The sequence below is a fragment of the Deltaproteobacteria bacterium genome (assembly GCA_026129095.1).
Taxonomy (GTDB): domain Bacteria; phylum JAGRBM01; class JAGRBM01; order JAGRBM01; family JAHCIT01; genus JAHCIT01.
The window spans coordinates 401,092-427,082 of record JAHCIT010000001.1; the positions used below are offsets into that span (position 1 = coordinate 401,092).

The window sequence follows — 25,991 nt, forward strand, 5'->3', positions numbered from 1 at the left end:
GACATTACCGCTGCAATTCCGCCGCCCTGGAGAGCAGATAGTCCCGAGTATTCCGGGCGGGATCGGTCAGCACCTCCTCAAGCAAAGCCCTGAGTGCTGCTCCCATCGCAGGGCCTGGTTCCAGTCCAAGCTTCCGGAGATCTTCCCCTCCTATGGCAAGGTCATTGACCGACAGGGGAACCTCACGTGCTGTTTCTTCGCGGACCCTGCGTACCCAGCGTTCGCCCTCTGGGGAAGCGCGGTTTCCATCTTCCCCTGCGTTGGCATCTGAAAAGGAAACCACAACCTCCGCACGGGCAGCGACAAGTTCCACCAGCGGCTCCAGCTCGTTTCGGCCGGCGAGTGACATCCAGCGGCGGACTTCTGTACCAGTCGAATCCTGAAGACCGGGCCATCCTTCGGCGGCTTTAAGGGCCCGGGTCCAGCCAGCAAGCCGCGCCGGATCAGCTCCTGCGACCGACGCCTTGATCCGTCTGAGAAATGCGAGCGCGAATCTGTCCGAATCGGCAGCAATCAACTCTTTGCCCGGCCTGATACAGGCAGCAAGCACTCCCCATCGGAGCAGCGATGGCGCCCCGGATAATCGCGGGGTGAAACTCATCCAGCCCTTGATGCAACGCCCTCGTGACAGAAACACGTCCGCAATCTGCTCACTCCAGGCAGGACCCAGCTCAGGAAGGACATGCTCGATAAGCCCTCCGCGTTCCAGCCAGTCAAAACCCTGTCCTGGCCGCTCACATGCGAGAAATTTGTCTATTTCTGCACTGATTCGCTCTCCAGGCAGATGGCGTACGAGATGACTATCCCGCCGCATATGACGAAGCGTGTCAGGCTCAATGGTAAAGCCAAGGCGCGCAGCAAACTGGGCTGCCCGAATAAGCCTTAGCGGATCGTCCTGAAACGACCTGTCATGAAGCAGCCTGAGTTCACGGCGCCCAAGATCCTGCAGGCCATTATGAATATCAATAACAGGTCCCAACGTCCCCGTCTTGTCAACAATCTCGCAGGCGAACGCATTGATAGTGAAATCCCGGCGGCCGAGATCCTCCTCCACCGGCAAATGAGGATCGGCATGAATCCAGAAGTCCCGGTGACCGGGTCCAGTAGAACGTTCTTTCCGCGGGAGTGCAAAATCGATTGTCTCCCGCTCTGTCGCCAGCTTGATGATACCAAACGATTTTCCGACCTCTTTCACCTGGCCAAATCCAGACAGGAGATTCTCCAGCGAACTCGGCGCCAGCCCGCAAACCATCAGATCCAGGTCCGTGACGCTCCGGCCAAGCAGGAGATCGCGGACCGGCCCCCCCACCAGATACACCCTCCCGCCAGCCCTGTGGATGGCATCCACAAACGGGACTGGGCGGTTCAGGGTGGAAGGAAATGGCTTCATGGGATTTGCTGGGCCTCCACAGACATTTCGTCAGGAAGGTCGTCAGGCGAATCGTCTCGTAGCGCTTCCGACTCCATCGCCTCTTTTCCAACCGGATCGAGCGGATACTCGGCCTGAAGAATCGCGTCCATGAGGGTTCGGTCAGTCAGAACCTCGGCCAGCAACGGATGAAGAATTGCCTTATGCCGCTCGCCGGCGGATGCAAGTCGCCTGGCATCAGGGTCAGCCGACAGTGCTTTCAGGCGCAAATCCTCCCATAACGGGTCGGTGAAGCCAGCGGCCCGGAGCCGGCGCATTCGGTCCGCATCGCCCAGAAATTCCAGCATTACCGATAGTGCAGAAACTTCCCGGTGCGAGTCAGTCACGAGCAGATCCGGGTCGGCAAGGAAATTAAGTGGCCTGGTTAGGGCCACAAACAGTGAACTGGTAATCTGTTCAGGAAGGTGCGGGACACTGCGCTGGAAGCTCCGGGGTAACGCCGCAATAACAAACAGAAACATGACAGCCCAGAACCCGCCATCCAGGACACCAAGCGCCAACCCACGGACCTTGTCACGCTTGCGATGCCCAGGCTCGCGGCCATGAAAAATCATTTCGCGAACGAGTATCCCGATCAGGTTTACGGTCAGGATAATAAAGAAAAAACTCAGAATGGTAAGGCCATATACCCTTACTACTGGTGCGACACCTTCCCATGCTGGAAATATCCTCGCAGTCGCACGGCCAGCCCGGTAACAGCCAAAAAAGGCAAGCATGATGCCGAACAACTTGACGACCTGGAATACAAACCCCCGCTGGTAGCCAAAGACAGCAAAAGCAAAGACAATCAGGGCAGCCAGTATATCAATCAGCATGCTAGCGGACCCGCTCCGTCCGTGACTCCAGAAATAATGGCCGCAGATACTGGCCAGTAATAGACCGGGGCTCACGGGCAACCTGTTCAGGCGGGCCCTCGGCGACGATTTCTCCTCCCGCTGTCCCTCCTTCAGGACCAAGATCGATGACCCAGTCGGCACGGGCAATCACATCCAGATTATGTTCGATTACGATAACAGTATGACCATCATCCACCAGTCGCTGCAGCACCCGCAGGAGACGGGCCACATCGACACCATGGAGCCCGGTGGTCGGTTCATCCAGAATGTACAGCAGCTTCCCCTTCGGTGCAGCCGCCAGTTCACCCGCGATCTTGAGACGCTGCGCCTCACCACCCGACAACGTCGAGGATGACTGGCCAAGCCTGAGATAACCGAGCCCAACCGATTCCAGCAGCATCAGTTTCCCACGGGTGGATGGTAGTCCGGGAAAGAGCGAAATCGCCTCGCTGACGGTGAGACCCAGCACATCGCTGATATTGTACGTCTTGTACCGGATACGGAGGACCTCTGGCTTGTAGCGGCGCCCATTACACGCTTCACAGGGAACTTCCACATCGGCGAGGAACTGCAGGTCGATGGTCTGGATTCCTTCTCCGGAACAAACTGGGCAACGGCCACCTTCAACATTGAATGAAAAACTCGATGGCTTGAATCCGGCACGGCGCGAGTCCGGAAGCTGGGCAAATAGTTCTCGAATCTCGTCGAATGCCTTGAGATAGGTGACCGGATTGGACCGGCTGGACCGGCCAAGAGGAGACTGGTCAATCAATGCAACACCGCGCAGGGCTTCCATACCACTCACCATGTCAAACTGGCCGATTGGTTCGGTTCCTTCGTTGAAAATCCGGCTCAACGCCCGGTAGAGGGTTTTTACAATGAGTGTTGTCTTTCCCGAGCCCGATACGCCGGTCACACAGATAAAATTGCCGAGCGGAATCCGGACAGTGAGATTACGCAGGTTGTTTTCCCTGGCCCCACCCAGCTTTACCCATCCACGGTTTTGATGCCTCTCCGCGGCGGGCGGAAGCCGTAAATCTCCATTGAGAACCCGCGCAGTCGGTGTATCTCCACGTTTTGATAGATCTCCAGGAGTTCCGCCGAATACCAATTTCCCGCCATTCCGGCCAGCACCCGGTCCCAGTTCCGCGACCCAGTCGGCAGAACGAATCACTTCACGATCATGCTCGACCACAACGACCGAATTCCCACGCTCCCTGAGGCGATGAAGAATACTGATCAAACGGGTTGTGTCACGTGGATGGAGTCCGATGGATGGTTCATCGAGCACATAAAGGGATCCTGTCAGTGCGTTACCGAGCTGGTTTGAAAGCAGAAGCCGCTGGTACTCGCCGCCCGACAATGTGCGCCCGAGGCGATCAAGTCCCAGATAACCCAGCCCCATTTCAGCCATGCACTCAAGCCGTTGCCGGACCTGGCGGACTGGCTCGGCAGCGATCTGCATTTGCACGGGAAGAAGTCTCAGCCCTGACAGCCATGAAATAGCCTGATCCACCGTCAGACGACAGAAATCCGCAATGCTCAGGCCTCCGATCTGAAACCTGAGCACTTCCGGCTGAAGCCTTGCCCCATTACACGCTTCACAGACCGACTGGCTCTGATAGCGGCGCAGGAATACCCGTACATGCAGCTTGTATTTCGACCGCTCGGTCGCCTTGAAAAACGGCAATACGCCTTCAAACTTCGGGGACCCTATGAAAATCTTGTCCCGCTGATCTTGAGAAAGCTCTTTCCAGGGTGTTCGTGCGCTGATTTTCGCCGACTTGCAGTAGGCCAGCAGTTCATCCTGCATATGGCGGAGGGATGGCTTGGTCCACGGTTCAATTGCTCCCTGGGAGATCGAAAGCTGTGGATTGGGAACAATCAGCTTCTCGTCATATGACAGAATGTTTCCGAAACCGTGGCACTCGGGACAAGCTCCCAGTGGTGAACTGAACGAAAATAGCGCCGGCGAGGGATCAAGAAATACTTCGCCCGAAACCGGATCATGCAGGATATTCCGGTACCGGCGAAGCCCTGTCTCATGCTCTACCTGAACCCAACAGCGCCCGCTACCTTGCTTGAACGCAGCTTCAACCGATTCGCTAATCCGACCCAGCGCATCCGGCTTGATAATGAGCCGGTCCGTGACGATCGCCAGTTCTTTCGCATCTTTCCAGCAAGACGGGGCGGACGGGTCTTCGATCTCGACAATCTTTCCGTCGGCCCAGAACCTGAGCCTGCCCGTGGCCAGCAGATCGGCCGGGCGGAACTGGGGACGTGGCTCGAACGTAACTGGCTCCAGAATAGCAAGCCGGGTTCCCTCAGGAAGCGTCATCAATTCCCGGCAAACCACAGCCGGATCATGACGGATCGCTTCGACCCCGGTGGATTCGTTAATAAGTTTCGATACTTTTGCCCACAAGAGCCTCAAGTAATCGTAGATTTCTGTCAGGGTAGACACAGTCGAACGGCTGTTGCGAACCGGATTGCGTTGCTCAATTGCCAGCGCCGGCTGGACGTTCTCAATGAAATCAACATCGGGCTTGGGCATCCGCTCCAGGAACTGGCGGGCATAGGTCGACAGACTTTCAATATACCGGCGCTGCCCTTCAGCATATAGAGTATCAAATGCGAGGGAACTCTTTCCACTTCCCGATGGTCCGGTAATAACCGTCATACGCTTCAGCGGGATATCAATATCAATCCCCTGGAGGTTATGCTGGCGGGCTCCCCGGATCCGGATGAAGTTCGTCGTCATCTCAGCGGTCCTGCCCGTCCCGAAGCAGCCGGTCAGCCGCTGAAAGATCCTCGGCGCCGGTCAGCTTGAGAAACACATGCTCCAGGTTCGCGTCTGGATCATTGGCCTTGCGGCGAATCTCCTCAAAAGTCCCAGTAGCAAGCAATTTTCCATGCTGGATGATCGACAGCCGGTGACAGAGTTCCTCGGCCACCTCCAGAGAGTGGGTGGACATGAAAATCGCCGCACCCTCATCTGCCAACCGGTGAAATACCTTTTTGAGCAGCCGCGATCCTTTGGGATCCAGTCCTACGGTTGGTTCGTCCACGATCAGCAGTTTTGGCTTGTGTATCAGGGCACCCGAGAGCGCGATTCGCTGCTTCATGCCGTGCGAGAAACTCTCGACCAGGGCATCGGTCCAGTCCGTCAGCTCAAAAAAATCGAGGAGCTCCATCGTTCGCGCCCGGATTGTTTCGGGAGGCAGCCCGTAAATGCCGCCTACAAACCGGAGATATTCCCGGGCAGTTAGCTTTTCATAGATGAATGGCCGGTCAGGGAGAAAACCCGTTACCTGCTTGGCTGCTTCGGGCTCCTTGTCCATGTCATGTCCGCAGATAGTGATGCTGCCTTCAGTGGCCTTGAGCAGCCCGATCAGCATACGGATGGTTGTCGTTTTTCCCGCTCCATTCGGCCCCAGAAAGCCATAGATTTCTCCTGGCTGTACATCAAAATGGATACCATCCACCGCAACGAACCGGTCGTAGACCTTGGTCAGGCCGCGCACGTCGACACAGTGAGAAGGAGCTGCCATCCCCCTATTCGGCCTCCAGCAGTTCCAGCTTCAGCCGCCCAATAAGCCGGGAAATTTCCGACTGCCGGTCGGCTCCACCATCAATAAACTTTATGTGTGTGACATCCGCCGGAAACTGGTTGAACACGGCATCGGCCGTTATCCACCTGTCTCCAGTCCAGAAACTGACCCACGCGTGATAGTAGAACCGACCAGACTCCTCGAGATGCATCAGGCCTGCCTGCTGTTTGGTCGGTATGCCCGCAGCCCTTCCAAGAGCTGTCAGCAGAACAGTATGCTCATTACAGTCGCCCTTGAGGCGATCCAGGACATCCAGTGCATTTGGAAGCGAAAACACCGGTTGCTTGTCGACAGACCGGTATACCCATTCGATCAGACGCCGGGCAGCCATCACCGGATCAGCAAAGGCCCCCTTAGGACGGCGGCGGAATAATTCCAGAAACCCATCCACTCCGCCAATTTTTGAAGATGCATCGAGTCCGGTAATCCGCCGGGCCTCGGCAATAATCCGGGGATGATCGGAGGCGACCATCGGCTCCGGGAGAAGATATTCGGCCCATTCTCCGTTCGCTGGATAAGGCAGTTCATAGCCACCTTCTACCGGCAGGGTTTCCCTGACAATAGTGAGAACGTCTTCCGTGAACTCCTGCCGGGCGTCATCCAGGTCAAAGCCATCAAAATCGGCGCCCGATAACCGCACCCGAAGCCGCGTGAGCCTGTCCTGACGGCGAATAGGCTTACCCGCGCTGACTGACAGCGCTTCAGCAAAATCGGCCGGGTTCTCGGCGATACCTGAACGAGCCGTTTCGGCTGTCTCCCGTATCAGTACAAATCCATCGCCAGTTTCTTCGCGCAGCGGGTTTCCATCCCGGCTTATCCAGGCGGTCGTCGTGATACCCAGCAGGGTCTGGCGAACCTGCCATGCAGGGACCAGATTGCCCAACACGTCAATGGTCCCTTCACCCAGAACCTCCAGCATAAGGGGCTGCCGGCTCTGGGTAGTTGAATCGAACACAACCAGCTTGTGGGTTTCACCTGCCCGAATCCCGGTGTGCCGGAGCCAGGGGTAAATCACCGATGGGGTGTAGACTGGTGGATCGCCAGCAGGCCTGGGGATGTCAACCATCTGTTCCGAGCGCGCTGAGCGAATAACCACTGCGATCCGGTCCGGATGGACAGAAGCTGTGTAGTCGAGATGCACGTCAGGCGCCCGCATGGAAAAATCGATCCGGTCAAGCGAGTAATCAGCCCGGATATGGCTCCGCTCGGCAATACTCACTTCGCGGGTTACATCCAGCATCTTCAGGCGAAACCAGCTTTCCGATTCCGATTTCCAGCCGCCACCTTCGCTTTCGAACACCGGAGCCAAAAGCTGACGGCCCCATCCGATTTTCTGCTCCCTGAAATAAATACCCCACCACTCGGCTTCCGGTGACTCTGGGGCTTTTGCAGATGTCTCACCCAATAATACCGGAGGGGACGCCAGCGCCTGAGCCGGGTCCAGTGTCCTGCCAAAGGAGGATTCCCGTTCGGTGCGATGCTTGCCTGCAAGAAGCCCGAGCAAAGCCACGGCGGCGGCAATGCTCAGAATCCGGACAGCCTTCATCAGCGGCCACTCTTTCCGCCGTCAATATGCCCAAATGGTTTCATCCGGGAAGCGGCACAACCGGAGCAGACTGGCCGATAGCCGGATTAACTGCAACGAGAACGCTCAGTAGTAACCCGGGTCGCGGTACTCGCCGAATACTTCTTTCATGGTGCCGACGATTTCGCCCAAAGTCGCATAACTCCGCACGCAGTCAAGAATGGGAGGCATGACATTCTGATTGCCCTCACACACCTTCTTGAGCCGCTTAAGTGTAGTTTGGACTGCGTTATTATCTCGGGCCTGCCTCAGGTCCCTGAGCGATTCCACCTGCTCACGCTCGATGGTTTCCGGAATATCGAGTATCTCTATTGGGCATTTCTCATCGTGCTGGACGTATTTCGTGACGCCGACAATGGTCTTTTCACCCTTTTCCACCTGCTCATGATACCGGAGTGCTGCCTTGTGTATTTCCTGCTGGGTGTAGCCTTTCTCAATGGCCGGAATCATTCCACCCATGGAATCCAGCCGTTCGACATAAGCCCATGCTTGTGACTCCATCTCGTCGGTCAGCGTTTCCACAAACCAGCTTCCTCCCAGTGGATCAATCGTATTGGTGACCCCCGTCTCCTCGGCAATGATCTGCTGGGTGCGGAGGGCGATAGTGACCGCCTGTTCGGTCGGCAACCCAAGTGTTTCATCCATTGAGTTGGTATGAAGCGACTGGGTGCCGCCAAGCACCCCCGCAAGCGCCTGCAGCGCCGTCCGGACAATGTTGTTATATGGTTGCTGGGCAGTCAGCGAGCAGCCAGCCGTTTGCGTATGAAACCGGAGCTGCATTGACCGCACATCCTTCGCTCCAAAACGTTCCTTCATTATCTTTGCCCACATACGGCGTGCGGCGCGCATTTTGGCAATTTCCTCGAAGAAATCCGAATGGGAGTTAAAAAAGAAACTGAGCCGCGGAGCGAAGCTGTCCACATCCAGTCCCGCCTCCACGCAGTGGCGGACATATTCCAGGCCATCGTAGAGCGTAAAGGCGAGCTCCTGCGCCGCCGTCGAACCTGCTTCGCGAATGTGGTAACCCGAAATAGAAATCGTGTTCCACTTGGGCACCGCTTCACGGCAAAATGTAATCATGTCGGTAACAAGGCGCATCGCAGGCCGCGGCGGAAATATCCATGTCTTTTGCGCAATGAACTCTTTAAGTACGTCGTTCTGGGTCGTCCCACCGAGTTTTGTCCACGGAACGCCCTGCTTTTCTGCCGCTGCCAGAAAAAATGAGAACACGATCGCCGCCGGAGCATTGGTCGTCATCGAAGTCGTTATATCCCCCATCGGAATACCGCTGAAAAGGGTTTCCATGTCGCGCAGGGAGTCCATCGCTACACCGCACTTGCCCACCTCGCCGGCCGAACGCGGATCATCCGAATCGAGCCCCATCAGCGTCGGGAGATGAAACGCTACCGACAGCCCCATCTGCCCGTTTTTCAAGAGGTAGTGGTATCGCTCATTTGTCTGGCTGGCAGTCCCGAAACCGGAAAATATGCGGGTAGTCCAGTTCTTTCCACGGTAACCGGATGGGTGAATTCCACGGGTATACGGAAACTGGCCGGGAAAACCCAGGTCGCGTTCGTAGTCACTGGAAGCCTGGTTCCAGGGCCCATACAACCGGTCAACCGGGACATCACTGAGCGTAGTAAATGGTACCGGCCGTTCCGGCATACGGTTCAGAGCTTCTCTTAGCTCAGTAACAGTCCAGGTTTCCTTTTTTTTCAAAAGTGCTTCGATAGCTTCGCGTGAGTAGCCAGACATTTCCGCCATCCTCATCCGGCTGTGGAACAGCCATCAGCCCTAAAAACAGGGACTCACCAAGGTAATCAAGTCCATACCCCGCACGCAATGAGCAGAAATCAGCGCCCGCCGGATGATCTCCCGGACCAAAACAGGAAAAACCACGCGCCGAAATCGGTTCAGCCTTTATTGCCGCCGTGACACGGCGCAGCTAAAGGACAGGGTAACCTGTGAAAGGATATCCGGCTTGTTCTTTTTCCGTCGTGCCGATGATTCCTGATCTCACGCTGTCTCTTCTCCTGATATTTTCACCTGCCTTGGCCGGTGTACTGGTTATTTTTGTCCCTGGCACGGGAGCAATCGCCCACTGGCTGGGAGCTGCGGCATCGGCTGTCTCGGTTTTCTGTGCGATTCAGCTGGGCCTTGTTGGAGGAAGCGAGACTGTTCTGGCCGCCCAGTGGGTCAAGGCGCTGGAAATCGACATTTCCTTCCGGATCAATCCACTCACTTTGAGCCTCGCCGGCATGGTGGCCGGTATCGGGGCCATCATTCTCCACTACTGCGGCCATTACTTTGCGCCCGGCCAGAAGCGCGACCGGGTCATCGCCACGCTTTCCCTGTTTGAGTCCGCAATGCTCGGTGTCGTGCTTTCCGACAATCTCTATCTCATCTTTATCTTCTGGGAACTGACAGGGCTCTGTTCTTTCTTCCTGATCGCTACCGATTCCGACAAGGATCCCGACGCCCCGCTTGCCGCAAAACAGGCATTACTGGTGACCGTAGGCGGCGGGCTTCCCATGCTGATCGGGTTCATCTACCTGGCATCCATGACGGGAACGGCGAGCCTCGCCCAGCTCGCGGCGAACCCTCCTCCACCGGACATAGCACTGGTAGCTCTTGCCTTCATCCTGCCCGGCGTGCTCACGAAGAGTGCCCAGTTCCCCTTCCATTTCTGGCTTCCCGGCGCGATGGCAGCCCCTACTCCTATTTCGGCTTACCTGCACTCGGCGACCATGGTGAAGGCTGGCGTGATTCTGCTGCTTTTCCTGTACCCGGTGTTGGGTGAATCGTGGCTCTGGCACACCGCGCTCATTCCTCTTGGAGCGGTAACCATGCTCTGGGGAAGTTTTCAGGCGCTCCGGCAGGATGACATCAAAATCCTCATGGCCTGGTCTACCGTGGCACAACTCGGCCTGCTGGTGACAGCTATTGGCATTGGCTCGCCGCTTTCAATTCGGGGTGCGGTAATGCATCTGTTTGCCCACGCCTTTTTTAAGGCAGCACTGTTTCTGGTAGTGGGCATTGTCTACCACGAAACCCATACACGGCTTTTATCCAAACTCGGCGGCATGCGTACCGTGATGCCATTACTGGCGGTAGCATGCGCGGCATGCGCGGCCTCCATGGCCGGTGCACCTCCATTCGCCGGGTTCCTTTCGAAGGAGATCATCCTGGAGGCCGGATTCGGATCCTGGGGTTGGGCCCGGATCGTGTCACTTGCAGCCATTACGCTGGGATCAATAGGTACTGTCTGGTATTCAGCCAGATTCTACATTGGGATATTCGAAGGCGAGCAGAGGAGCGACGACGCCCGTCACGCCCACAAACCGGCTGTTTCCTTTGAGAGCGGGACGGTTTTCCTCGCTCTTCTGACCGTTGGAATCGGATTTGCTGCCGGGTGGTTTGGCGATACGATCCTGAATCCGGCCGTTACGACACTAAGCAGGGCGGAAGCAGCCGCCGGACACCTTGCGCTATGGCATGGTGTTAATGTCCCGCTGATTACCTCCATCACCATTCTGTCGGCGGGTTTTCTCCTGCACCGAAGGGCAGGATTAAAACCGCTAGCAGGCTCCGGCTTTGGAACCGACGCCTCCGTCCTGTTCGAGCAGTTCCAGGACGGATGCAAATCCGTTGGCAGCTGGCTCAACCGCTACCTTTCAGCGGCCAATCCATCCTGGTATTTTGCAGCCGCCATCATTGCCGGGTTTGCCGGGGCCATCGTCGGCATTCCCTCCTATCCATACGAGTTTTCGATGGGAGAGCTGCCGATTGCCGCATGGATGGTAATCGCCGTACAAGCGTTGTCCATCGCCGGTATTTTCTCTGTCCGCAGCCGTCTGGCACGTGCGCTGCTACTTTCCGCTGTCGGTTTCAGCACAGCCGTCCTGTATCGCATTTTCCGCGCTCCGGATCTGGTGCTGACACAGGTGCTGGTTGAAATCCTGCTGACGGTGTTTCTTGTCCTGTCAATCCGGTTCTTGCCCCGAAGCACCGGCACGGTCTGGCCGCGCAATCCGGTGGCCATACCAGCCCGCACCCTCCTCTCTCTGGCTGCTGGAGCTGGAGCTGCCGCCGTGGCGCTGGCGATGTTCGCCATTCCCCGCGATACACGGCTGGCCGACTATTTCTTCCGTGCCGCTCCCGAAATCTCCCAGGGCAACAACATCGTTAACGTCATCATCGTTGATGTCCGCGGCATCGATACCCTGATGGAGGTCATGGTGATTGTGGTGGCAGTACTTGGTGTCGCGGGACTGATACGGCATCGGGAACTGCCAGTGGAGGAAACGCCCGAATGAGGAGTTTTCTGCTTGAGCAGCTCTCCCGGCTCATATTGCCGCTCGCCATCCTGCTTGCAATCCACCTCTACTGGCGTGGCCACAATCTGCCCGGTGGCGGTTTTGTAGGCGGTCTCACGCTCGCCGTTGCAGGCATTCTCATCGTTGCTGCCTATGGCCTAAAGGTATTCCGGGACCGGGTGCCGGTCGACCCCGCATGGATGGCAGTCTTCGGGTTCGTTTTCATCATGGTCGCAACGCTTCTCCCGCTGTTCCTCGGCCAGCCGATGCTGACGCACCAGCAGGGGCATATAGATATGTTCGGCGTGCTCCCGTACCATTTCCATACAGCGGCCATTTACGACCTTGGCGTCATGCTGGTTGTGGGTGCTGGAGGCACTTCCGCAGCCATTCACCTGTGGGAACTTCCCCACTCCGCCCACGATCATAATGACAGCGGCACTCCAGCGGATGGAGAGCAGCCGTGAGCATCTTTCTTGCTCTTTCCGTGTTTCTCACCACGTCGGCAGGTGTATATCTGCTTCTCGACCGGAGCATGTTCCGGGTAATCCTGGGAGTCGGCTTTGTCGGCCATGCGACCAACCTGATAGTTTTGGCCTCCGGGCGCTGGCGGCCAAGGTCGCCCATCGTGGATGAAACCCTCCAGGCGGCGGAAATGGCCGACCCGCTTCCTCACGCCTTCATTCTGACAGCAATCGTCATCTCAATGGCCGTGACCATCTATCTGATGACTCTGATGGTGATGAATGTCCGAACCAGTGGGCTCAGCTCGATTGAACCTGCTCCTGAAACTGATGCGGGCCGACAGCCTGACCATATTCGGTCCGAACTGGAAGGCCGAACCACATCCGCAGATGCAGAAGGTACGGCTGCATGACCATAGAGCCGGTACTTATGTTTTTGCTTCCAGTGACGGCCGCACTGGCAATCTGGCTGGCCCGGCTGGAATACCGCGCTGCGCGCGGACTGACTCTGGTCACAAGCATCATCCTTCTGCTGACAAGCGTCCGGCTACTGGTTCTTGCAGATGGCACGGACCGGTGGGTCCACTATGTCGGCAACTGGCCCGCCCCGTTCGGAATTACTTGGGTTGTGGACCGGCTCGCTGCACTTTTCGCCTTTATCCAGTCCCTCCTGCTGGTCGCGGCTACTGGAATGCTGCGCTCGGAAACCCATGGCGAGACCACGGCCCTCAGGGCCTATCCACTGCTCCTGGTGCTCGCCTTCGGCCTTATGGGCGCAGTTTTTACGGCAGATATTTTCAACCTGTTCGTGATGTTCGAGGTGGTCCTGATTACCTCGTATCTTCTGATCCAGGTTCCCGGCACTCCCCGTTCCCTCAAGGCTGGTTTCCCCAATGTGGTCATCAATGTGATCGCCGCCGCATTTTTCTTCGCTGGAGTAGGGATTCTTTATGGAATCGGCGGATCGGTAAATATGGCTGATCTTGCAATGCGGGTTCCTGATGCAGACCCCTTCCTCCGGCTGGCCGGTGCCGGCATGATCGTGACCGCATTTGTCATCAAGGCTGGCGTGCTTCCGGTAACCGTATTCTGGCTGCCGGCAACCTATCCGACCTTCTCTGGGCCAGTCGCGGCATTTTTCGGCGGCATGCTGACCAAGCTGGGCATTTACGCCCTGATCCGGACGGCTCCAATCCTGCTGGTCCCGACCGGGCTAAACTCGGTGCTCTTATGGCTTGGTGGCGCCACGGCCCTCATCGGCGTATTGATGGCTTTCGCCCAGTATGAACTGAGGCGTTTGCTGTCTTTCCACATCGTCTCGCAGGTGGGGTACATGGCCGCAGCCTTGTCGCTGCTGACTCCTGCAGGCATCGCAGCGGCAATTTTCTTCGCTCTGCACAACATACTCGTGAAATCGGCTCTTTATTTCACCGCTGATGAACTGGAACGGGCCAACGGAACCCGCGATCTACGGGAGATGCGCTGGTACCGGGGAGGGACAGGCGTTGCATTCATTTTCTGCGTCGCTGCCTTCTCGATAGCCGGAATCCCGCCGCTGTCGGGTTTTTTCGGAAAACTGTCGGTATTCAAGGCAGTCTGGGATGAAACCGCGGTTGGGCCCCTTGCTCTGCTGGTGGCAGCATCATTCTTTACACTCGCCTCAATGGTGAAAATCTGGCAATTCTGCTTTCAGCAAGTGCCGGAGGCAAGGCGCCCGGCAGGCTTTGAGGACAACCGGTCTCCCGCCCGGCTGATACCTCTCCTGCTCGTGACTGCCGTTTCGCTGGCAATGGGGGCTGGAGCCGGATGGATGAGCCGCTACAGTCTTGATGCCGCACGGCAGGTGCTGGATACGAAGGGCGCCGTCAAGGAAATCATACGGCCTGAAATGGCCATTATGCCCGAACCGAAGGAGCCACACTGATGCGACTGCTCGGTTTCACGCTGGCTTGTGCGCTCATATGGGTTGCCCTGGAAGGGGATTTCCAGGGCAGCCGGTTCCTGATGGGACTTCTCATCGGAATCGTACTGGTGACAATGGAGCAGTCCCGTCTTCGGCGGACAAATATCTGGCGCAAGACCTTTGCGGCGGTTTATATACTGTTTCTATTTCTATTCGAGATCGTTTACGCCAACTGGGAACAACTCAAAATTGTACTGGCACCAAAGGTAAAGGTTGAGCCCCATTGGATTCAGTATCCCATGCAGCTCCAGAGTCCACACTTTCAGGCCATGCTGGCCGCCATGATCACGCTTACTCCCGGTACCTGCTCGGTGGATGTCGATCCGGGCCGCCGGATCATCTGGGTTCATGCACTGAATGCCGCTGATGCACCGGCCACCATCGCCCGTATTCACGACCGGCTGGAAAAGCCCCTGCTCAGCCTGGAGGAAACATGATCGGCATTATCTACCAGATCAGCACCGGAATTATCTGTCTGGCCATGCTGATGGCTGCCATCCGCGCTGTACGGGGGCCTTCGTCCTTCGACCGGGTGATGTCAGTCGATATGGTGGCCTTGGGCGTTGTCGGCCTGCTGATGACCGAGTCGGTGGCAAGCCGCGATCTCACCTATTTTGATGCGGCGCTTTCACTCGCCCTTTGTTCATTCATCGGAACGGCATTTCTTGCCCATTTTCTCGGGGAGGGTCAGCTCGATGACTGAACTGGCCTATTCCGGGTTCGAATGGGCGGCCGCCCTGTTTACGCTGGCGGGATCGTTTTTCTTCCTGGCGGGAGCTATTGCCATCTTCCGGTTACCGGACTTCTACTGCCGCATGCATGGGCCTACCAAGGCGGTCACTCTAGGTCTTATGCTGGTCGGAACCGGAGCCCTGCTTCGGTCCATTGAAGGTGCCAGCGCCCACTGGCCCAAAGATCTGATACTGGTCATCTTCCTGTTTATTACTGCCCCGGTGAGCGCGCAGCTACTGATGCGTGCGGCCTGTGCACGCCGGGAGGTGCAAACCGGAACCGCTCGCGGCCTGCCGCCACTCCAAGATGTGGAGCATGTGGAAGAAACCGGCGAACTGGTCAAGGCACTGGTTCACGAGAAATACAAAAACAACAGCCCTGACTGATCCGATAGCGGCAATCAGCAGTCATAAGGAGTCTTCCCATGCCAAAATCAAAAGAACCTGCCAAGAAACCTTCCCGGTCCCAAAAGAAGGCGGCCCCTGCCGGTGTGCCCTTAGCAAAAGAGTTCAGTGACCAGCAGAATCTGCGTATCGTCAAGGACTTTTTCAGCCTGACAGAATCGCTTGACCTCGACCGGGCGATGGGATTCTTCTCTGAGAACGCCGTTTATCACAATATTCCATTACCGCCCGCTCGCGGGAAGCGCCAAGTGGAACGTACACTCCGGAGCATGATGCAGTATGTAACCGGTTTTGAAGTCCAGATGCTTCATATCGCCGCTGGCGACGGCGCGGTGCTCACCGAGCGCATCGACAGGATTACTGTGGGTCCAATCAGGATCGAACTGCCAGTAAGCGGAACTTTTGAAATAAAAGACGGACAAATCACCGCCTGGCGGGACTATTTTGACCTGATCCAAATGTTCCGTCTCATGATGCCGTCACTGGGGGAAGTTGCCGCCCGGAGCCTGAAAGGGTTTCTGCCGTCCCGGTGATTCCCAGAGCACCCATGAGTTCTTCAGCATTGGCGGCCGCAATGGCGCGTCCCACTGCCTCCGATGACCGGATCGAGCGGGCGATATCCGCGAGTACATCCAGCCGCTCCCGTGCGTAATCCAGCCGGGACGGATTGAGTACCACAAAAACAAGCCGGGCCCCTTTCACGGACGCCGGTTGCTCGAAGACTCCCGCTGAACTGCACATGAGAACAGCGGGTTCTTCCAGCGCCCCGTAATCACCGTGAACGACAAATACTCCTGGTGTAACCTGAACTGCGGAGGCCAAGAGGTCATGAGTGATCGAGTCCGGTAATGGATAGTACAGATGAAGCCCCGGAGACGCTTTTTCCAGAAGCTTCTGCAATACAACTTGCAGCGAAGTATCCTCTGCGTGAACTATCACCCGCTCAGGATTGACAAGGCCCGCCAGCCGCGAAACCTCGGCTGCCTTTCCGGCCACCGTCATGGTGGCAGCGGCCGGTTCCGGCGGATAGGAAACCACGAAATTCACGTCCGGGAATCTCTCGGCGATCTGCCGGGGCATCCTGTCCAGAGCCGCCCTCCATCCAAGGCTGCCCTCACGTGGAGCGTACAGCAGCAAGAGATCATTGGAGGTAATCCGGTCTGCCAGTGCCTGCTGGAGCCCATTCCATGATTCGATGGTTTCGATCTTGAACTCCGCCGCCGGTTTTGCGGCCCCAAGTTGCCGCTTGATTACCTTTTCCGCCTGCCTTTCCCCCAGAACAACTACAGGACAGGACAACTTGGCGGCGATCATCTTAACGGTGGAGGCTACAGCCAGAAAGCCGGGCTCACGCTCGGCACGGGGCGGAATAGCCAGTACGATCCGGGTCATCGTGTTCAACGGGTGCATCAGGCGGGCGACCAGCAGTTGGGGCTCCGAATCGTCAAGAAGCTTCTCCAGCACAGTTCCAAACAGACGATTTTGGGCAGATACCTTTCCGGCCCACCCAACAATCACATGGGATATCCGAAGCTCCTGACGGGCACGCATGATGGCGGCCGCCGCATTGATATCAATGCGGGTAACCGCACGGGTCGGAACGTCTGCAGCGGTCAGCTTCATCACCGCTCTGGCGAGCATTTTTTCCGCATAGACGACATTTTCACTGGCCCGGCTGTCTTCGTGCACAACCGTAAGCGGATATACTGGCTGCGCCTGGGTGGCATCACGGATCAGCATGGCAAGGTCCAGAAGCGGAACCGCTGTCTCGGCATTGGACATTGATACCAGAATCCGCTGGGGCGGGATGTCCTCCTCAGGACGCAGGTCCTCCTGCAGCATTGCCAGATTGCGGCCATGCCGGTCGACAACAAGCGGTGCGTAAACACAGGTGCCGATCATCATGACGATTGCCCCGTTCACCACCGCATCGTCGAACAGTCCTATCCGGTAGCCAACCATCACTGCCGCCAGTGTTGCGGCCGCCTGCGGCACGCTCAGACCAAACATCACCTGGATTTCATCGCGGCTGTACCGGAACAAAATCCCTGAAAGACGGGCAGCTAACCACTTGGTCGCCAGGACCGAGCCCAGCATTCCTATGGATACCGCCCAGGAACGGAAACCGCTGAAAAATACCCTCACATCCAGCAACATTCCGATAGAAAGCAGGAAAAACGGGATAAACAACGCCTCACCGGTGAACTGCACACGGTTCATCAGCGGCCCATCATGCGGAATCAGCCGGTTGAGCGCCAGCCCAGCCAGAAATGCTCCGACAATCGGCTCTATTCCTGCCAGATGAGAAAGACTGGCCGCCACAAACACCGAGGCTAGGACGAAAATGAACTCTGCCGGGCCATCCGGCCGGACGTTGCGGAAAAACCATCGTGCCAGCCTGGGAAGACCGATCAGGATAACCGATACGTAAAGACTCATCGACACGCCAAGCTGGAACCAGAAAGCGTCGTCTATCTCCCCCTTTTCGGTCATCCGGGCGATAACGGCCAGAACAAGCAAGGCCGCCGTATCCGTAATGATCGTACCGCCCAAGGTCGTCGTCACCGCCTGATTTTTTGCCAGCCCCAGCCGGCTAACGATCGGATAAGCAAGAAGCGTGTGGGACGCGAACAAACTGGCAAGCAAGATGGCAGCAGGCCAGTCGAATCCCAGGATGTAATGGGCCATCAGGGTCCCTAGGCCCTGCGGAAACGCAAACGTCAGCACCCCGAAAACGATACTGTGGAATTTCGACCGCTTGAGGACAACGAGGTCGATCTCCAGTGCAGCTGCGAACATGATGTACAGCAAGCCGACCGTTCCGAGCAGCACGATTGACTGGTCGCGTGCCAGTATCCCGAGGGCATTGGGGCCCAGAATGGCGCCGGCCAGCAACATGCCGATGGCGCCCGGAATCCGGTAACGCTCCAGCAGCAGGGGCGTAGTGAGAATAAGCATCGTCACTACGGCAAAAACAATCACCGGATCGGTGATAGGGGAAAGCATCCGTCAGCCTCCGGGAACTCTTTATATCAGTTCCACTGTCCAAAGGGCACACCTGTCCATTGAAAACCAGCCCGGCGCCGTTTGCCAAGAGGCGTTCAAATCGGCTTTGCTGTGTGTCTCGCAGGCAAAGGGGGAAAACCAGAATGGGCGTGATCGCCGAAACACGTACCGGCAAGATCAAGGGTATTGAGCAAAATGGAGTCAACGTATTCCGGGGAATCCCGTTTGCCGCGCCGCCTGTCGGGAAACTCCGCTTCCAGGCTCCGCAACACCCGGCACCCTGGAGTGGTGTCCGGGATGCCACCAGGTTCGGGCCGTCTGCCCCTCAGGACACCATGCCGGGCATGGAAGTAGGTCCCCAGAGTGAAGATTGCCTCTATCTGAACGTCTGGACCCCGGCTGCTGACAATAAGTGCCGGCCCGTGATGGTCTGGATTCATGGCGGCGGCTTCATGGGTGGTTCCGGTTCGCAAGAGATGTACGAGGCCACCAGTCTTGCCCGTTCAGGCGACGTGACAGTGGTGACAATCAATTACCGGCTTGGGGCACTGGGCTTTCTGTACCCAGCCTCCCTTCTCGGTGAATCATTTCCAAGCACCCCGAACGCCGGCATACTGGATCAGATCGCAGCGCTCGAATGGGTACGGGACAATATTGGCAACTTTGGCGGTGATCCCGGCAATGTCACAATTTTCGGCGAATCGGCTGGCGGCATGAGTACGGCTGTCCTGTTCGGCATGGAACGCTCAAAAGGCCTGTTCCATCGCGCTATACCGCAGAGCGGAGCCGCACATAACGTCTGCCAGCTGGAGGATGCCCGTGCCGTCGTTGAGCGTTTCCTTCATGAAGCGAATGTAAGCCCCTCGCAGCCGCAACGGCTTCTGGAACTCACACCCGAGGAAATACGGACGGCCCAGCGCAGGACTGCCAGCCTCACCGTCAATCATAATGTTAAAGACCGACTTCCACTCGCCGGCATGGTGTTTGTGCCAGTTGTGGATGGAAAGATCATTTCCCAGCAACCACTGGAGGCCGTCCGCACGGGGCTTTCAGCGAATGTGCCGCTGATGATTGGTACCAATCTGGATGAGTGGGCATTTTTCATACAATTCACCGAGGTGAAAAAGAAAAACCTGGACGAGGCGGGGCTCTTCAAGGTGCTTTCCAAGCGGCTTGGCGACACGACTACAATGCGGGCCGAGCAGGCGGTCGCCGTCTACCGGAAAGGACGGCCAGACTCCAAACCCGTTGATATCTACTGCGCCTTCGAGTCCGACCGCATCTTCCGGATTCCGGCCATCCGGCTGGCTGAAGCACATGCTCCCCATTCAGCCCCGACCTGGAAATACCTGTTCACATGGGCTTCGCCCATGATGGGCGGCCTGCTCAAGAGCTGTCATGCATTGGAAATTCCGTTCGTGTTCGGCAATGGCGACAGCCAGTTCGGCAAGCTGTTCACCGGCGGTGGAGAAGCGGCAAAACCGCTAACCCGCACCATGCAGTCCGCATGGCTCGCGTTTGCCCGGACAGGCAACCCGGCCTCAACGGATCTTCCGGACTGGCCGTCCTATGACACGACCCGCCGGTCCACGATGGAATTTGGCAGCAGGGTTCGCGTGGTTAACGACCCGCTTCCGGAGGAACGCCGCTTCTGGGACGGGATTCTGTAGCGGAACAGATGATTGCAACCACCAGCCGGTGGCAACCCGTACTTCTGGCAGCGTTCATGCTGACCGGTCTGACAATCTGGCTTGCCGGTATTCCCTTATTCGTTACCGGAAACATTCTCAGCCCAGCCCGTCCTGACGAACTCCATAACTTTTACACCGTCGAATGGACCCTTTATGCCTGGCGCAACGGACTGCCTGTGCCCTGGATGAATATCTTTGGTGGCAATCTGCCAGTTCTCTACCTGAGCGAGCAGTTCTGGATTCCCGCAGAAATTTCCGGGGCATTTCAGGCGGCAGGGATGACTTCAAGAAATGCCTATCTTTCGACAATTGTGCTGTTCCTGCTGCTGAATGTCCTGTCACTCTGCTGGCTCGCCTGGACCATCACAGGCCACTGGGTCTTGGCCTGCTCTGTTGCCGCACTTTTCGTATTTGGCGGCTACGCACAACACGATGTCCTTCAGGTCATGATCAGGATGCCGGTATTTCATATACCGGTTCTTCTCCTGACCTTCGTCCGTGCGATTGAAAATCCTGACTGGCGATGGCGTGCCGGATTTGGTTCTGTTTTCCTCATAAGCACGCTGCTTCCACTCGGTTATCTTGTCATCGCTGCGGTTGCACTCGCCATATCGGCAGCAGCAATCCGCCCAAAAGCTATCTCCCTGATAAAACTCGCTCCATGGACTCTTCCTGCCGGGATAGCGGCACTGTTCATCTATCTGCATTACCGGGCTGCACATGCAGAACTGGGACTGGCATTCCAGAGCCGGGAGTTCGGCGAAGCCGCACCAGGCATGATGAAGTTTTTCGGTTTATTGCCCGGCATCGATGTCTCTGTAATCGCAATTTGTGCACTCGCATGCGGTTTCATCCGAATGGGTACCGGGACGGCGGCTGAGCCCGCAAAGCGGTTCCATGTTCCACTTCTGGCATTGCTACTGGTTGCTGCCGGAACCGGTCTTGCCGGGCTGGAATGGTCGGGCAGACTCGAGAGAACAACCGTTGTCATTCCTGGACTTCTATGGCCCAGCGTTGCGATTTATTTTTTTGCCGCCGCGGCGGTATTTGCTGCTGCCCGCACTCGATCATATGGCCAATGGATGGAATTCTGGAACGGACAAACCACCTTGTGGAGATCATTGGCGGCACTTTCCGTCGCCGGGCTGCTGCTTGCACTGAATCACCGGATTTGCTGGGAGCAGAAATGTCTTGCCTACGGACCTATCGTGGGGCTTCAGGCCTTGATGCCACCACTAGGCATGATTCGGGGGCCAGAGCGCTTCCTGTTACTTGTATCCCTGTCGCTCCCGGCACTGGCCTATGGATGGTTATGGACCCAGTCTAAAGCGTGGCCTCACCTGGCCAGATTATCTCTCCTTGCGGTCATTGCCGCGCTTGCGGCAGCCCAGTCGTATCCTGCAACTTTCCGCTTCAGCGGATCACCAGATGCCCTGCATAAATGGTACTGGCGAGGTGAAGAGCCATTCTCAAAAGAACTTCCACAGATCTACCGGGAGCTGCTCACGCGTCCCCGGGCTTTGACTCTTGAGCTGATGGAACCAGACAACTTACGGACATCTGGTGCCGTTGTGTCGTGGCTATCCACATTTCACTGGTTCCCTCTCGTCAACGGATATTCCAGCTACTACCCCGCCGGATACGAGGATGGTTTCCGGCAACTCATCGTTCCCGGACCAGAGTTGCCGGAGCGACTCCGTCGTGCCGGAGTCAGATATGTGCTTATTCACGACCGGCTGCTTTCACCGGAGCTGAAGACACAGTATGCCACTGCGCTTGGCCCGTGGCGGTCCTGGCAGGAACGACAGAACCATCAAGGCGACTGGATCGCCGATTTGGAGACACCGGCGAATCCCAGCGCTTCTACGGATGGGCATTGAGATACCGCCGAGTGGCTGGCCGAATGGGCCAATCAGCTCTATGCATCCAAGCAAACATCAGGATTCCGGGAACCTCAGAAAAGTCGCTCTCCACGCGAGAGCACACGAAATGGCTTTAAGAATTTCTGGCCGGTTTTTCGGCCCTCAGGATACTGGCATTCAATCAGGACCGTACCTCGCCCGGCACTGTCACTTGCCCGAATAGCGCCCCCCGCTTCCAGCGTTTCCACGGCGCGAGCGAGGTTTTTCTCCTTCGCCAGTGCGATCAGTACGTCAGGGTCCGTAATCCGCCCATCGGACAGCTCCAGAAAATCTGCCCGGTTCACCTGAATTTCAGGTATTGCCTCGAGAAGTTCGTCCGCGGGAAAAAACCATTTTGCATACATCGATGGAGCTGATCCCACATCAAGTGGACCGACTTCTGCATCGAGTTCGCTCAGTGAAAAACTCCGTTCCAGGGTCAAAGGCCCCACGGCCTCCCTCACCAGACTTTCCAGAAGCCCCCCGGTTCCCAGTTTCCTGCCTAGATCATGGGCAATGGACCGGAGATAGGTTCCTTTCGAACATCGGATGGTCAGATCCAGCATCGGAGGGGCATACGAATTCACCCGGACATCATAGAGTGTCACCTCACGCACCTTCTGCGACATGTCGAAGGTTTCTCCCGCGCGGGCACGCTCATAGAGCGGCTTTCCTTCTACCTTGACGGCTGAGAACAGTGGTGGCTCCTGAAGGATCTTTCCCCGAAAAGATCCCAGTGCGGCATCCACTTCTAAACGATCAGGCAGCCTTACCCCTTCATGCACTTTTACTGAACCTGTCCGGTCATAGGTATCAGACTCCGCACCCAGACGGATCACGCCGCGGTAAGTCTTATCCAGGTCCGTTACGATGCTGGCAAACCGGGTAGCCTTATTCAGACATACCGGAAGCACACCCGTAGCGAAGGGGTCCAGAGTTCCGGTATGGCCGACCTTCTTGACCTTGAATATCTTTTTTACTGCCTTAACGACGGCAAAGGAGGTCATATCCATATCTTTTCGGACACAAACGATTCCGCTCAGATCAGAGCGGAATTCAATACGCGGGCGGCGGGGCTCAGTCACGGACTCCAAATATCTCCTGGCCCAAGAAATGCTGGCCTAGCTTGTGATTAGCAGTAAAAGCCCGCCAACCGGGGGAGCTCACTTCCCACGTCCGGGCATTTTTTGCAAGTCCTTTTCGATCTCTCCGATTACTGCAGCGCGCACTTCCCCATAGGAGCCATTAATCGTGCAGCCAGCAGCACGCGCATGGCCCCCGCCTCCGAACCGGTTACAGACAGCCCCCACGTCCAGAAACCGTTTTGACCGGAGCGAAATACGCCACTCACTGTTTCCGGCTTCCTTAAAAAATACTGCTACTTCCACACCTTCAATGCCGCGTGGATAGTTGACAAACTCGTCCAGCAGATCCTTGGAGCCGCCATATTTCTTCATCGTTTCCCGGCGGATGAAGATAGACGCCGCTTTACCGTCCAGATGCATTTCCAGTGTTGGAAGCACCTCAGACAACAGAAAGATTCTTGTCGCCGGATAGGTCATGTAAATCATTTCGGCCGACAGTGCCGGATCAATCCGGAATCGTTCCATGAGATCTGTCGCCACCCGCATGGTCTTGGGTGAGGTATTGGAGTACCGGAATGCGCCGGTGTCCGTAATAATCGCCGTGTAACAGCAGACTGCCGCTCCCTGGTTCAGCCCCAGCGAAGCCCGGATAATGTCATAGGCGCATTCGCCGGAAGAGGAAGCCTTCAGGTCAATATAGTTGATGTCACCAAACCGGGTATTGTCCTTGTGGTGATCGACATTGAGAATGCTCTTTACGAGCCCATTTTCACGCCAGCCCTTGAGATCGACACCCGGTCGCTCAATGGAGCCCGAATCGGAAATCACACACAAGTCAAATGGTTTCCTGAAATCCGGCGCCTTGTTGCGAATCCATTTGCTACCAGGAAGAAACCCAAGATTGTGGGGGACCGGGTCGGTATTGAAGACATATACCTCTTTCCCTGCAGCTTTCAGCACATTGGCAAACGCAAGAGTGGCGCCCAGTGCGTCACCATCCGGGTTCACGTGACAAGTGCAAATTACCCGTCGGGCGTTCTTGAGCACCTTTGCAGCAGCCTTGAGTTCAGGAAGTGGTTTTGTCATTCGTGCCATAATCAACAGGGTTCGACGGACCAGCGAAAAGTGCAAGTGTTCGCTTACTGCCGGAGCCGGAACGCATGGCAGATTGCCACGGCAAGTGCGTCCGCAGCGTCAGCGGGGGGGCGCTCCCGGAGATTCAGCAGGGTTTTTACCATCAACTGAACTTGGGCCTTTTCTGCCTTTCCCGAGCCAGTAATTGCCTGTTTCACTGTGGCTGGCGGGTAGGAAGCGAGCATAACCCCTGCCCGGGCGAGCGCCAGAACCGCAGCACCACGTGCATGGCCCAGCACAATCGCCGTTTGCGGGTTTTCTGAAACGAATGGCAGTTCTACCCCAGCATGCACGGGAACATGCTCCCGGAGAACCGCCTCCAACGCATCATATATTTCGACAAGACGGTCTTCGATGGGCTTTCGTCCGCTGGCGCGAATCTGCCCATGTGCCACGTGAATAAGTCGTGAACCATCCCGGTCAATAATTCCCCAGCCGGTAACATTCGATCCAGGGTCAATGCCGATGATTCGCACGGGCATAAAACGAACTACCCTATCTGTGGCGTTATGACATTGTTCCACCCGTGGGTGGAACAGCGGAAGATTGCGACTGGGTAGATATGGCTTCGTTGATTCTCCGAATCGACGCTTCGAACACCTGCCCGCGCCGGACACGGCGGACCGTTATTTCATGATCACCGATTCGGAATGATTCGCTCGCCTTGGGAACATGCCCAAGGCGCGTAATTATCCATTCAGACAGCGTCCTCTGCGGCGGGATATCGCCCGTTATGCCCGTCAGGGCAAATGCATCTTTCGGAGCGAGCTTCCCGCCCAGCATCCAGGTTCCACCTGGCAAGCTATGAACCATCGACGGCAGATGATCGAATTCGTCCTCGATCTCGCCAACCAGTTCTTCCACCAGATCTTCCAGCGTAACCAGTCCTACGAGCTTTCTGGCTCCATCCTGAACCAGAGCCATATGGGCGTGCTCTGCAACAAACCGCTCCAGCACCCGGGCAACCGTATCGTCCGCATTAACATATGCCAGTGGCCTCACGATGCCCTGTACGTTCGTGACATTGGGATTGGTCCGGGCCAGGAACACCAATTCCTTGAAATTGATATACCCCGTTATCTCCGCCGACTTGGTGTCGGACTTTACCGGGAACCGGGTGTGGGGGTTGAAATGGGCTATGAGCAGATTTTCCACAAGCGTCGAATCAAGTCTCATGTAGACAATCTGGTCAGGTGGAATCATGACATCGCGTATTTTGAGCCGCCCCAAACGTGCTGCACGGGTGATTATTTTTTCCTGATGGCCACGGATCACGTTTGACGCCCGTGCCAGTGTCGCAAGCGCGCCAATCTCTTCGGGCACCACCAGGGGGCGGCCGCTTTGGCTTCCCGTGATGTAACGGGGAATCAGGCTGGTAATGGCAATCACTGGTGAAAGCAGTTTCGTCAGAATCTTCAGCACCGGGGCAACGATGATGGAAAAACGGTAAGCATGAACCACACCAAGGGTTTTCGGAAGAATTTCCGACAGAACAAGAATTCCCAGAGCAAATCCGAGTGAAAAAGGAATTAGATAAATCGGACCAAGGTGCTTTTCCACCTGCACAGCCACCAGCGTTGCACCAATCATGTTTATCAGTGTGTTGCAGATCAGGATTGCTCCCAGCGGGCGGTTGATCTCTTCCTTGAAATCCCCCCACATGGCTGCGATGGCGGGGTGCCTCTGGTGGAGCTGTGCCAGCTGGCCGGGCGTCAGGCTCAGCACGACGGCCTCCATTACCGAGCAGGCAAAACTACCCAGAAGCGTCAGAAACACGGTGACAATCAGAATTGTCATGGGCAGCCAGCTCCGGTTGCCGAAGCGGCTGGGACGG

At 56.7% G+C, this 25,991-nt stretch carries 21 protein-coding genes; 10 read left to right on the forward strand and 11 right to left on the reverse strand.

Annotated features, from left to right (window positions below; all coding sequences use genetic code 11):
- Positions 1–4: 4 nt before the first annotated feature.
- The 6 genes from KIT79_01780 to KIT79_01805 form a co-directional block, all read right to left on the reverse strand.
- Positions 5–1,390, reverse strand: a complete 1,386-nt coding sequence (locus KIT79_01780) for a CCA tRNA nucleotidyltransferase (GenBank protein MCW5828022.1) — start codon at positions 1,388–1,390, stop codon at positions 5–7.
- Positions 1,387–2,244, reverse strand: a complete 858-nt coding sequence (locus KIT79_01785; GenBank protein MCW5828023.1) for a CvpA family protein — start codon at positions 2,242–2,244, stop codon at positions 1,387–1,389. The genes KIT79_01780 and KIT79_01785 overlap by 4 nt, the downstream gene beginning before the upstream one ends.
- A gap of 1 nt (position 2,245) precedes the next feature.
- A complete protein-coding gene (uvrA, locus tag KIT79_01790; protein ID MCW5828024.1) occupies positions 2,246–5,026 on the reverse strand; it encodes an excinuclease ABC subunit UvrA in 2,781 nt (926 codons plus the stop codon).
- Position 5,027: 1 nt separating this feature from the next.
- The gene (locus KIT79_01795; protein ID MCW5828025.1) at positions 5,028–5,816 is read right to left on the reverse strand and encodes an ABC transporter ATP-binding protein; all 789 of its coding nucleotides are present in this window, start codon (positions 5,814–5,816) and stop codon (positions 5,028–5,030) included.
- Positions 5,817–5,820: 4 nt separating this feature from the next.
- Complete coding sequence (locus KIT79_01800; protein MCW5828026.1) at positions 5,821–7,422, reverse strand: transglutaminase domain-containing protein; 1,602 nt, start codon at positions 7,420–7,422, stop codon at positions 5,821–5,823.
- 105 nt (positions 7,423–7,527) lie between these two features.
- On the reverse strand, positions 7,528–9,216 hold the full coding sequence (locus tag KIT79_01805; GenBank protein MCW5828027.1) for a methylmalonyl-CoA mutase family protein: 1,689 nt from the start codon (positions 9,214–9,216) through the stop codon (positions 7,528–7,530).
- Between the two features lie 242 nt (positions 9,217–9,458).
- Here KIT79_01805 and KIT79_01810 point away from each other — a divergent pair, with 242 nt between their 5' ends.
- From KIT79_01810 to KIT79_01845, 8 genes are all read left to right on the forward strand, one after another.
- A complete protein-coding gene (locus KIT79_01810; GenBank protein ID MCW5828028.1) occupies positions 9,459–11,777 on the forward strand; it encodes a DUF4040 domain-containing protein in 2,319 nt (772 codons plus the stop codon).
- A complete protein-coding gene (locus KIT79_01815) occupies positions 11,774–12,244 on the forward strand; it encodes a hypothetical protein (GenBank protein MCW5828029.1) in 471 nt (156 codons plus the stop codon). The genes KIT79_01810 and KIT79_01815 overlap by 4 nt, the downstream gene beginning before the upstream one ends.
- A gap of 2 nt (positions 12,245–12,246) precedes the next feature.
- Entirely contained in the window at positions 12,247–12,654 is a 408-nt protein-coding gene (locus tag KIT79_01820) for an NADH-quinone oxidoreductase subunit K (GenBank protein MCW5828030.1), read from the forward strand.
- A gap of 17 nt (positions 12,655–12,671) precedes the next feature.
- Positions 12,672–14,165: a hypothetical protein gene (locus KIT79_01825; GenBank protein ID MCW5828031.1), complete on the forward strand. Its 1,494-nt coding sequence runs from the start codon at positions 12,672–12,674 to the stop codon at positions 14,163–14,165.
- Positions 14,165–14,641, forward strand: a complete 477-nt coding sequence (locus KIT79_01830) for a Na+/H+ antiporter subunit E (GenBank protein MCW5828032.1) — start codon at positions 14,165–14,167, stop codon at positions 14,639–14,641. The genes KIT79_01825 and KIT79_01830 overlap by 1 nt, the downstream gene beginning before the upstream one ends.
- Entirely contained in the window at positions 14,638–14,907 is a 270-nt protein-coding gene (locus tag KIT79_01835; protein ID MCW5828033.1) for a hypothetical protein, read from the forward strand. Before KIT79_01830 ends, KIT79_01835 begins: the two co-directional genes overlap by 4 nt.
- Positions 14,900–15,322 carry a monovalent cation/H(+) antiporter subunit G gene (gene mnhG / locus KIT79_01840; protein MCW5828034.1) on the forward strand — a complete coding sequence of 141 codons (423 nt, stop codon included), beginning with the start codon at positions 14,900–14,902 and terminating at the stop codon, positions 15,320–15,322. Before KIT79_01835 ends, mnhG begins: the two co-directional genes overlap by 8 nt.
- 104 nt (positions 15,323–15,426) lie before the next feature.
- Complete coding sequence (locus KIT79_01845; protein MCW5828035.1) at positions 15,427–15,873, forward strand: nuclear transport factor 2 family protein; 447 nt, start codon at positions 15,427–15,429, stop codon at positions 15,871–15,873.
- Here KIT79_01845 and KIT79_01850 read toward each other — a convergent pair.
- On the reverse strand, positions 15,809–18,346 hold the full coding sequence (locus KIT79_01850) for a cation:proton antiporter (GenBank protein ID MCW5828036.1): 2,538 nt from the start codon (positions 18,344–18,346) through the stop codon (positions 15,809–15,811). The two genes, KIT79_01845 and KIT79_01850, sit on opposite strands and share 65 nt — an antisense overlap.
- Positions 18,347–18,489: 143 nt before the next feature.
- Between KIT79_01850 and KIT79_01855 the strand changes: the two genes are divergently transcribed.
- The gene (locus KIT79_01855) at positions 18,490–20,016 is read left to right on the forward strand and encodes a carboxylesterase/lipase family protein (GenBank protein MCW5828037.1); all 1,527 of its coding nucleotides are present in this window, start codon (positions 18,490–18,492) and stop codon (positions 20,014–20,016) included.
- Between the two features lie 8 nt (positions 20,017–20,024).
- Positions 20,025–21,917: a hypothetical protein gene (locus tag KIT79_01860; protein MCW5828038.1), complete on the forward strand. Its 1,893-nt coding sequence runs from the start codon at positions 20,025–20,027 to the stop codon at positions 21,915–21,917.
- A gap of 74 nt (positions 21,918–21,991) precedes the next feature.
- On the opposite strand, the gene truB is transcribed toward KIT79_01860, so the two are convergent.
- The 4 genes from truB to KIT79_01880 form a co-directional block, all read right to left on the reverse strand.
- Positions 21,992–22,945: a tRNA pseudouridine(55) synthase TruB gene (gene truB, locus KIT79_01865; protein ID MCW5828039.1), complete on the reverse strand. Its 954-nt coding sequence runs from the start codon at positions 22,943–22,945 to the stop codon at positions 21,992–21,994.
- A gap of 156 nt (positions 22,946–23,101) precedes the next feature.
- Positions 23,102–24,109: a bifunctional oligoribonuclease/PAP phosphatase NrnA gene (locus tag KIT79_01870; GenBank protein MCW5828040.1), complete on the reverse strand. Its 1,008-nt coding sequence runs from the start codon at positions 24,107–24,109 to the stop codon at positions 23,102–23,104.
- A gap of 53 nt (positions 24,110–24,162) precedes the next feature.
- Entirely contained in the window at positions 24,163–24,639 is a 477-nt protein-coding gene (ruvC, locus tag KIT79_01875; GenBank protein ID MCW5828041.1) for a crossover junction endodeoxyribonuclease RuvC, read from the reverse strand.
- Positions 24,640–24,664: 25 nt separating this feature from the next.
- Positions 24,665–25,954 (reverse strand): DUF21 domain-containing protein, encoded by a 1,290-nt coding sequence (locus tag KIT79_01880; protein MCW5828042.1) that lies wholly within the window; start codon positions 25,952–25,954, stop codon positions 24,665–24,667.
- Positions 25,955–25,991 lie beyond the last annotated feature (37 nt).

Excerpts from the sequence above, each read along its gene's own strand:
- KIT79_01855 (MCW5828037.1), top strand. The coding sequence starts at position 18,490 with ATGGGCGTGATCGCCGAAACACGTACCGGCAAGATCAAGGGTATTGAG.
- KIT79_01850 (MCW5828036.1), bottom strand. The coding sequence starts at position 18,346 with ATGCTTTCCCCTATCACCGATCCGGTGATTGTTTTTGCCGTAGTGACG.
- KIT79_01795 (MCW5828025.1), bottom strand. The coding sequence starts at position 5,816 with ATGGCAGCTCCTTCTCACTGTGTCGACGTGCGCGGCCTGACCAAGGTC.
- mnhG (MCW5828034.1), top strand. The coding sequence starts at position 14,900 with ATGACTGAACTGGCCTATTCCGGGTTCGAATGGGCGGCCGCCCTGTTT.
- KIT79_01805 (MCW5828027.1), bottom strand. The coding sequence starts at position 9,216 with ATGTCTGGCTACTCACGCGAAGCTATCGAAGCACTTTTGAAAAAAAAG.
- KIT79_01860 (MCW5828038.1), top strand. The coding sequence starts at position 20,025 with ATGATTGCAACCACCAGCCGGTGGCAACCCGTACTTCTGGCAGCGTTC.
- truB (MCW5828039.1), bottom strand. The coding sequence starts at position 22,945 with ATGACCTCCTTTGCCGTCGTTAAGGCAGTAAAAAAGATATTCAAGGTC.
- KIT79_01830 (MCW5828032.1), top strand. The coding sequence starts at position 14,165 with ATGCGACTGCTCGGTTTCACGCTGGCTTGTGCGCTCATATGGGTTGCC.
- KIT79_01825 (MCW5828031.1), top strand. The coding sequence starts at position 12,672 with ATGTTTTTGCTTCCAGTGACGGCCGCACTGGCAATCTGGCTGGCCCGG.
- KIT79_01785 (MCW5828023.1), bottom strand. The coding sequence starts at position 2,244 with ATGCTGATTGATATACTGGCTGCCCTGATTGTCTTTGCTTTTGCTGTC.
- KIT79_01870 (MCW5828040.1), bottom strand. The coding sequence starts at position 24,109 with ATGACAAAACCACTTCCTGAACTCAAGGCTGCTGCAAAGGTGCTCAAG.
- KIT79_01780 (MCW5828022.1), bottom strand. The coding sequence starts at position 1,390 with ATGAAGCCATTTCCTTCCACCCTGAACCGCCCAGTCCCGTTTGTGGAT.
- KIT79_01815 (MCW5828029.1), top strand. The coding sequence starts at position 11,774 with ATGAGGAGTTTTCTGCTTGAGCAGCTCTCCCGGCTCATATTGCCGCTC.
- KIT79_01800 (MCW5828026.1), bottom strand. The coding sequence starts at position 7,422 with ATGAAGGCTGTCCGGATTCTGAGCATTGCCGCCGCCGTGGCTTTGCTC.
- KIT79_01880 (MCW5828042.1), bottom strand. The coding sequence starts at position 25,954 with ATGACAATTCTGATTGTCACCGTGTTTCTGACGCTTCTGGGTAGTTTT.
- uvrA (MCW5828024.1), bottom strand. The coding sequence starts at position 5,026 with ATGACGACGAACTTCATCCGGATCCGGGGAGCCCGCCAGCATAACCTC.
- ruvC (MCW5828041.1), bottom strand. The coding sequence starts at position 24,639 with ATGCCCGTGCGAATCATCGGCATTGACCCTGGATCGAATGTTACCGGC.
- KIT79_01835 (MCW5828033.1), top strand. The coding sequence starts at position 14,638 with ATGATCGGCATTATCTACCAGATCAGCACCGGAATTATCTGTCTGGCC.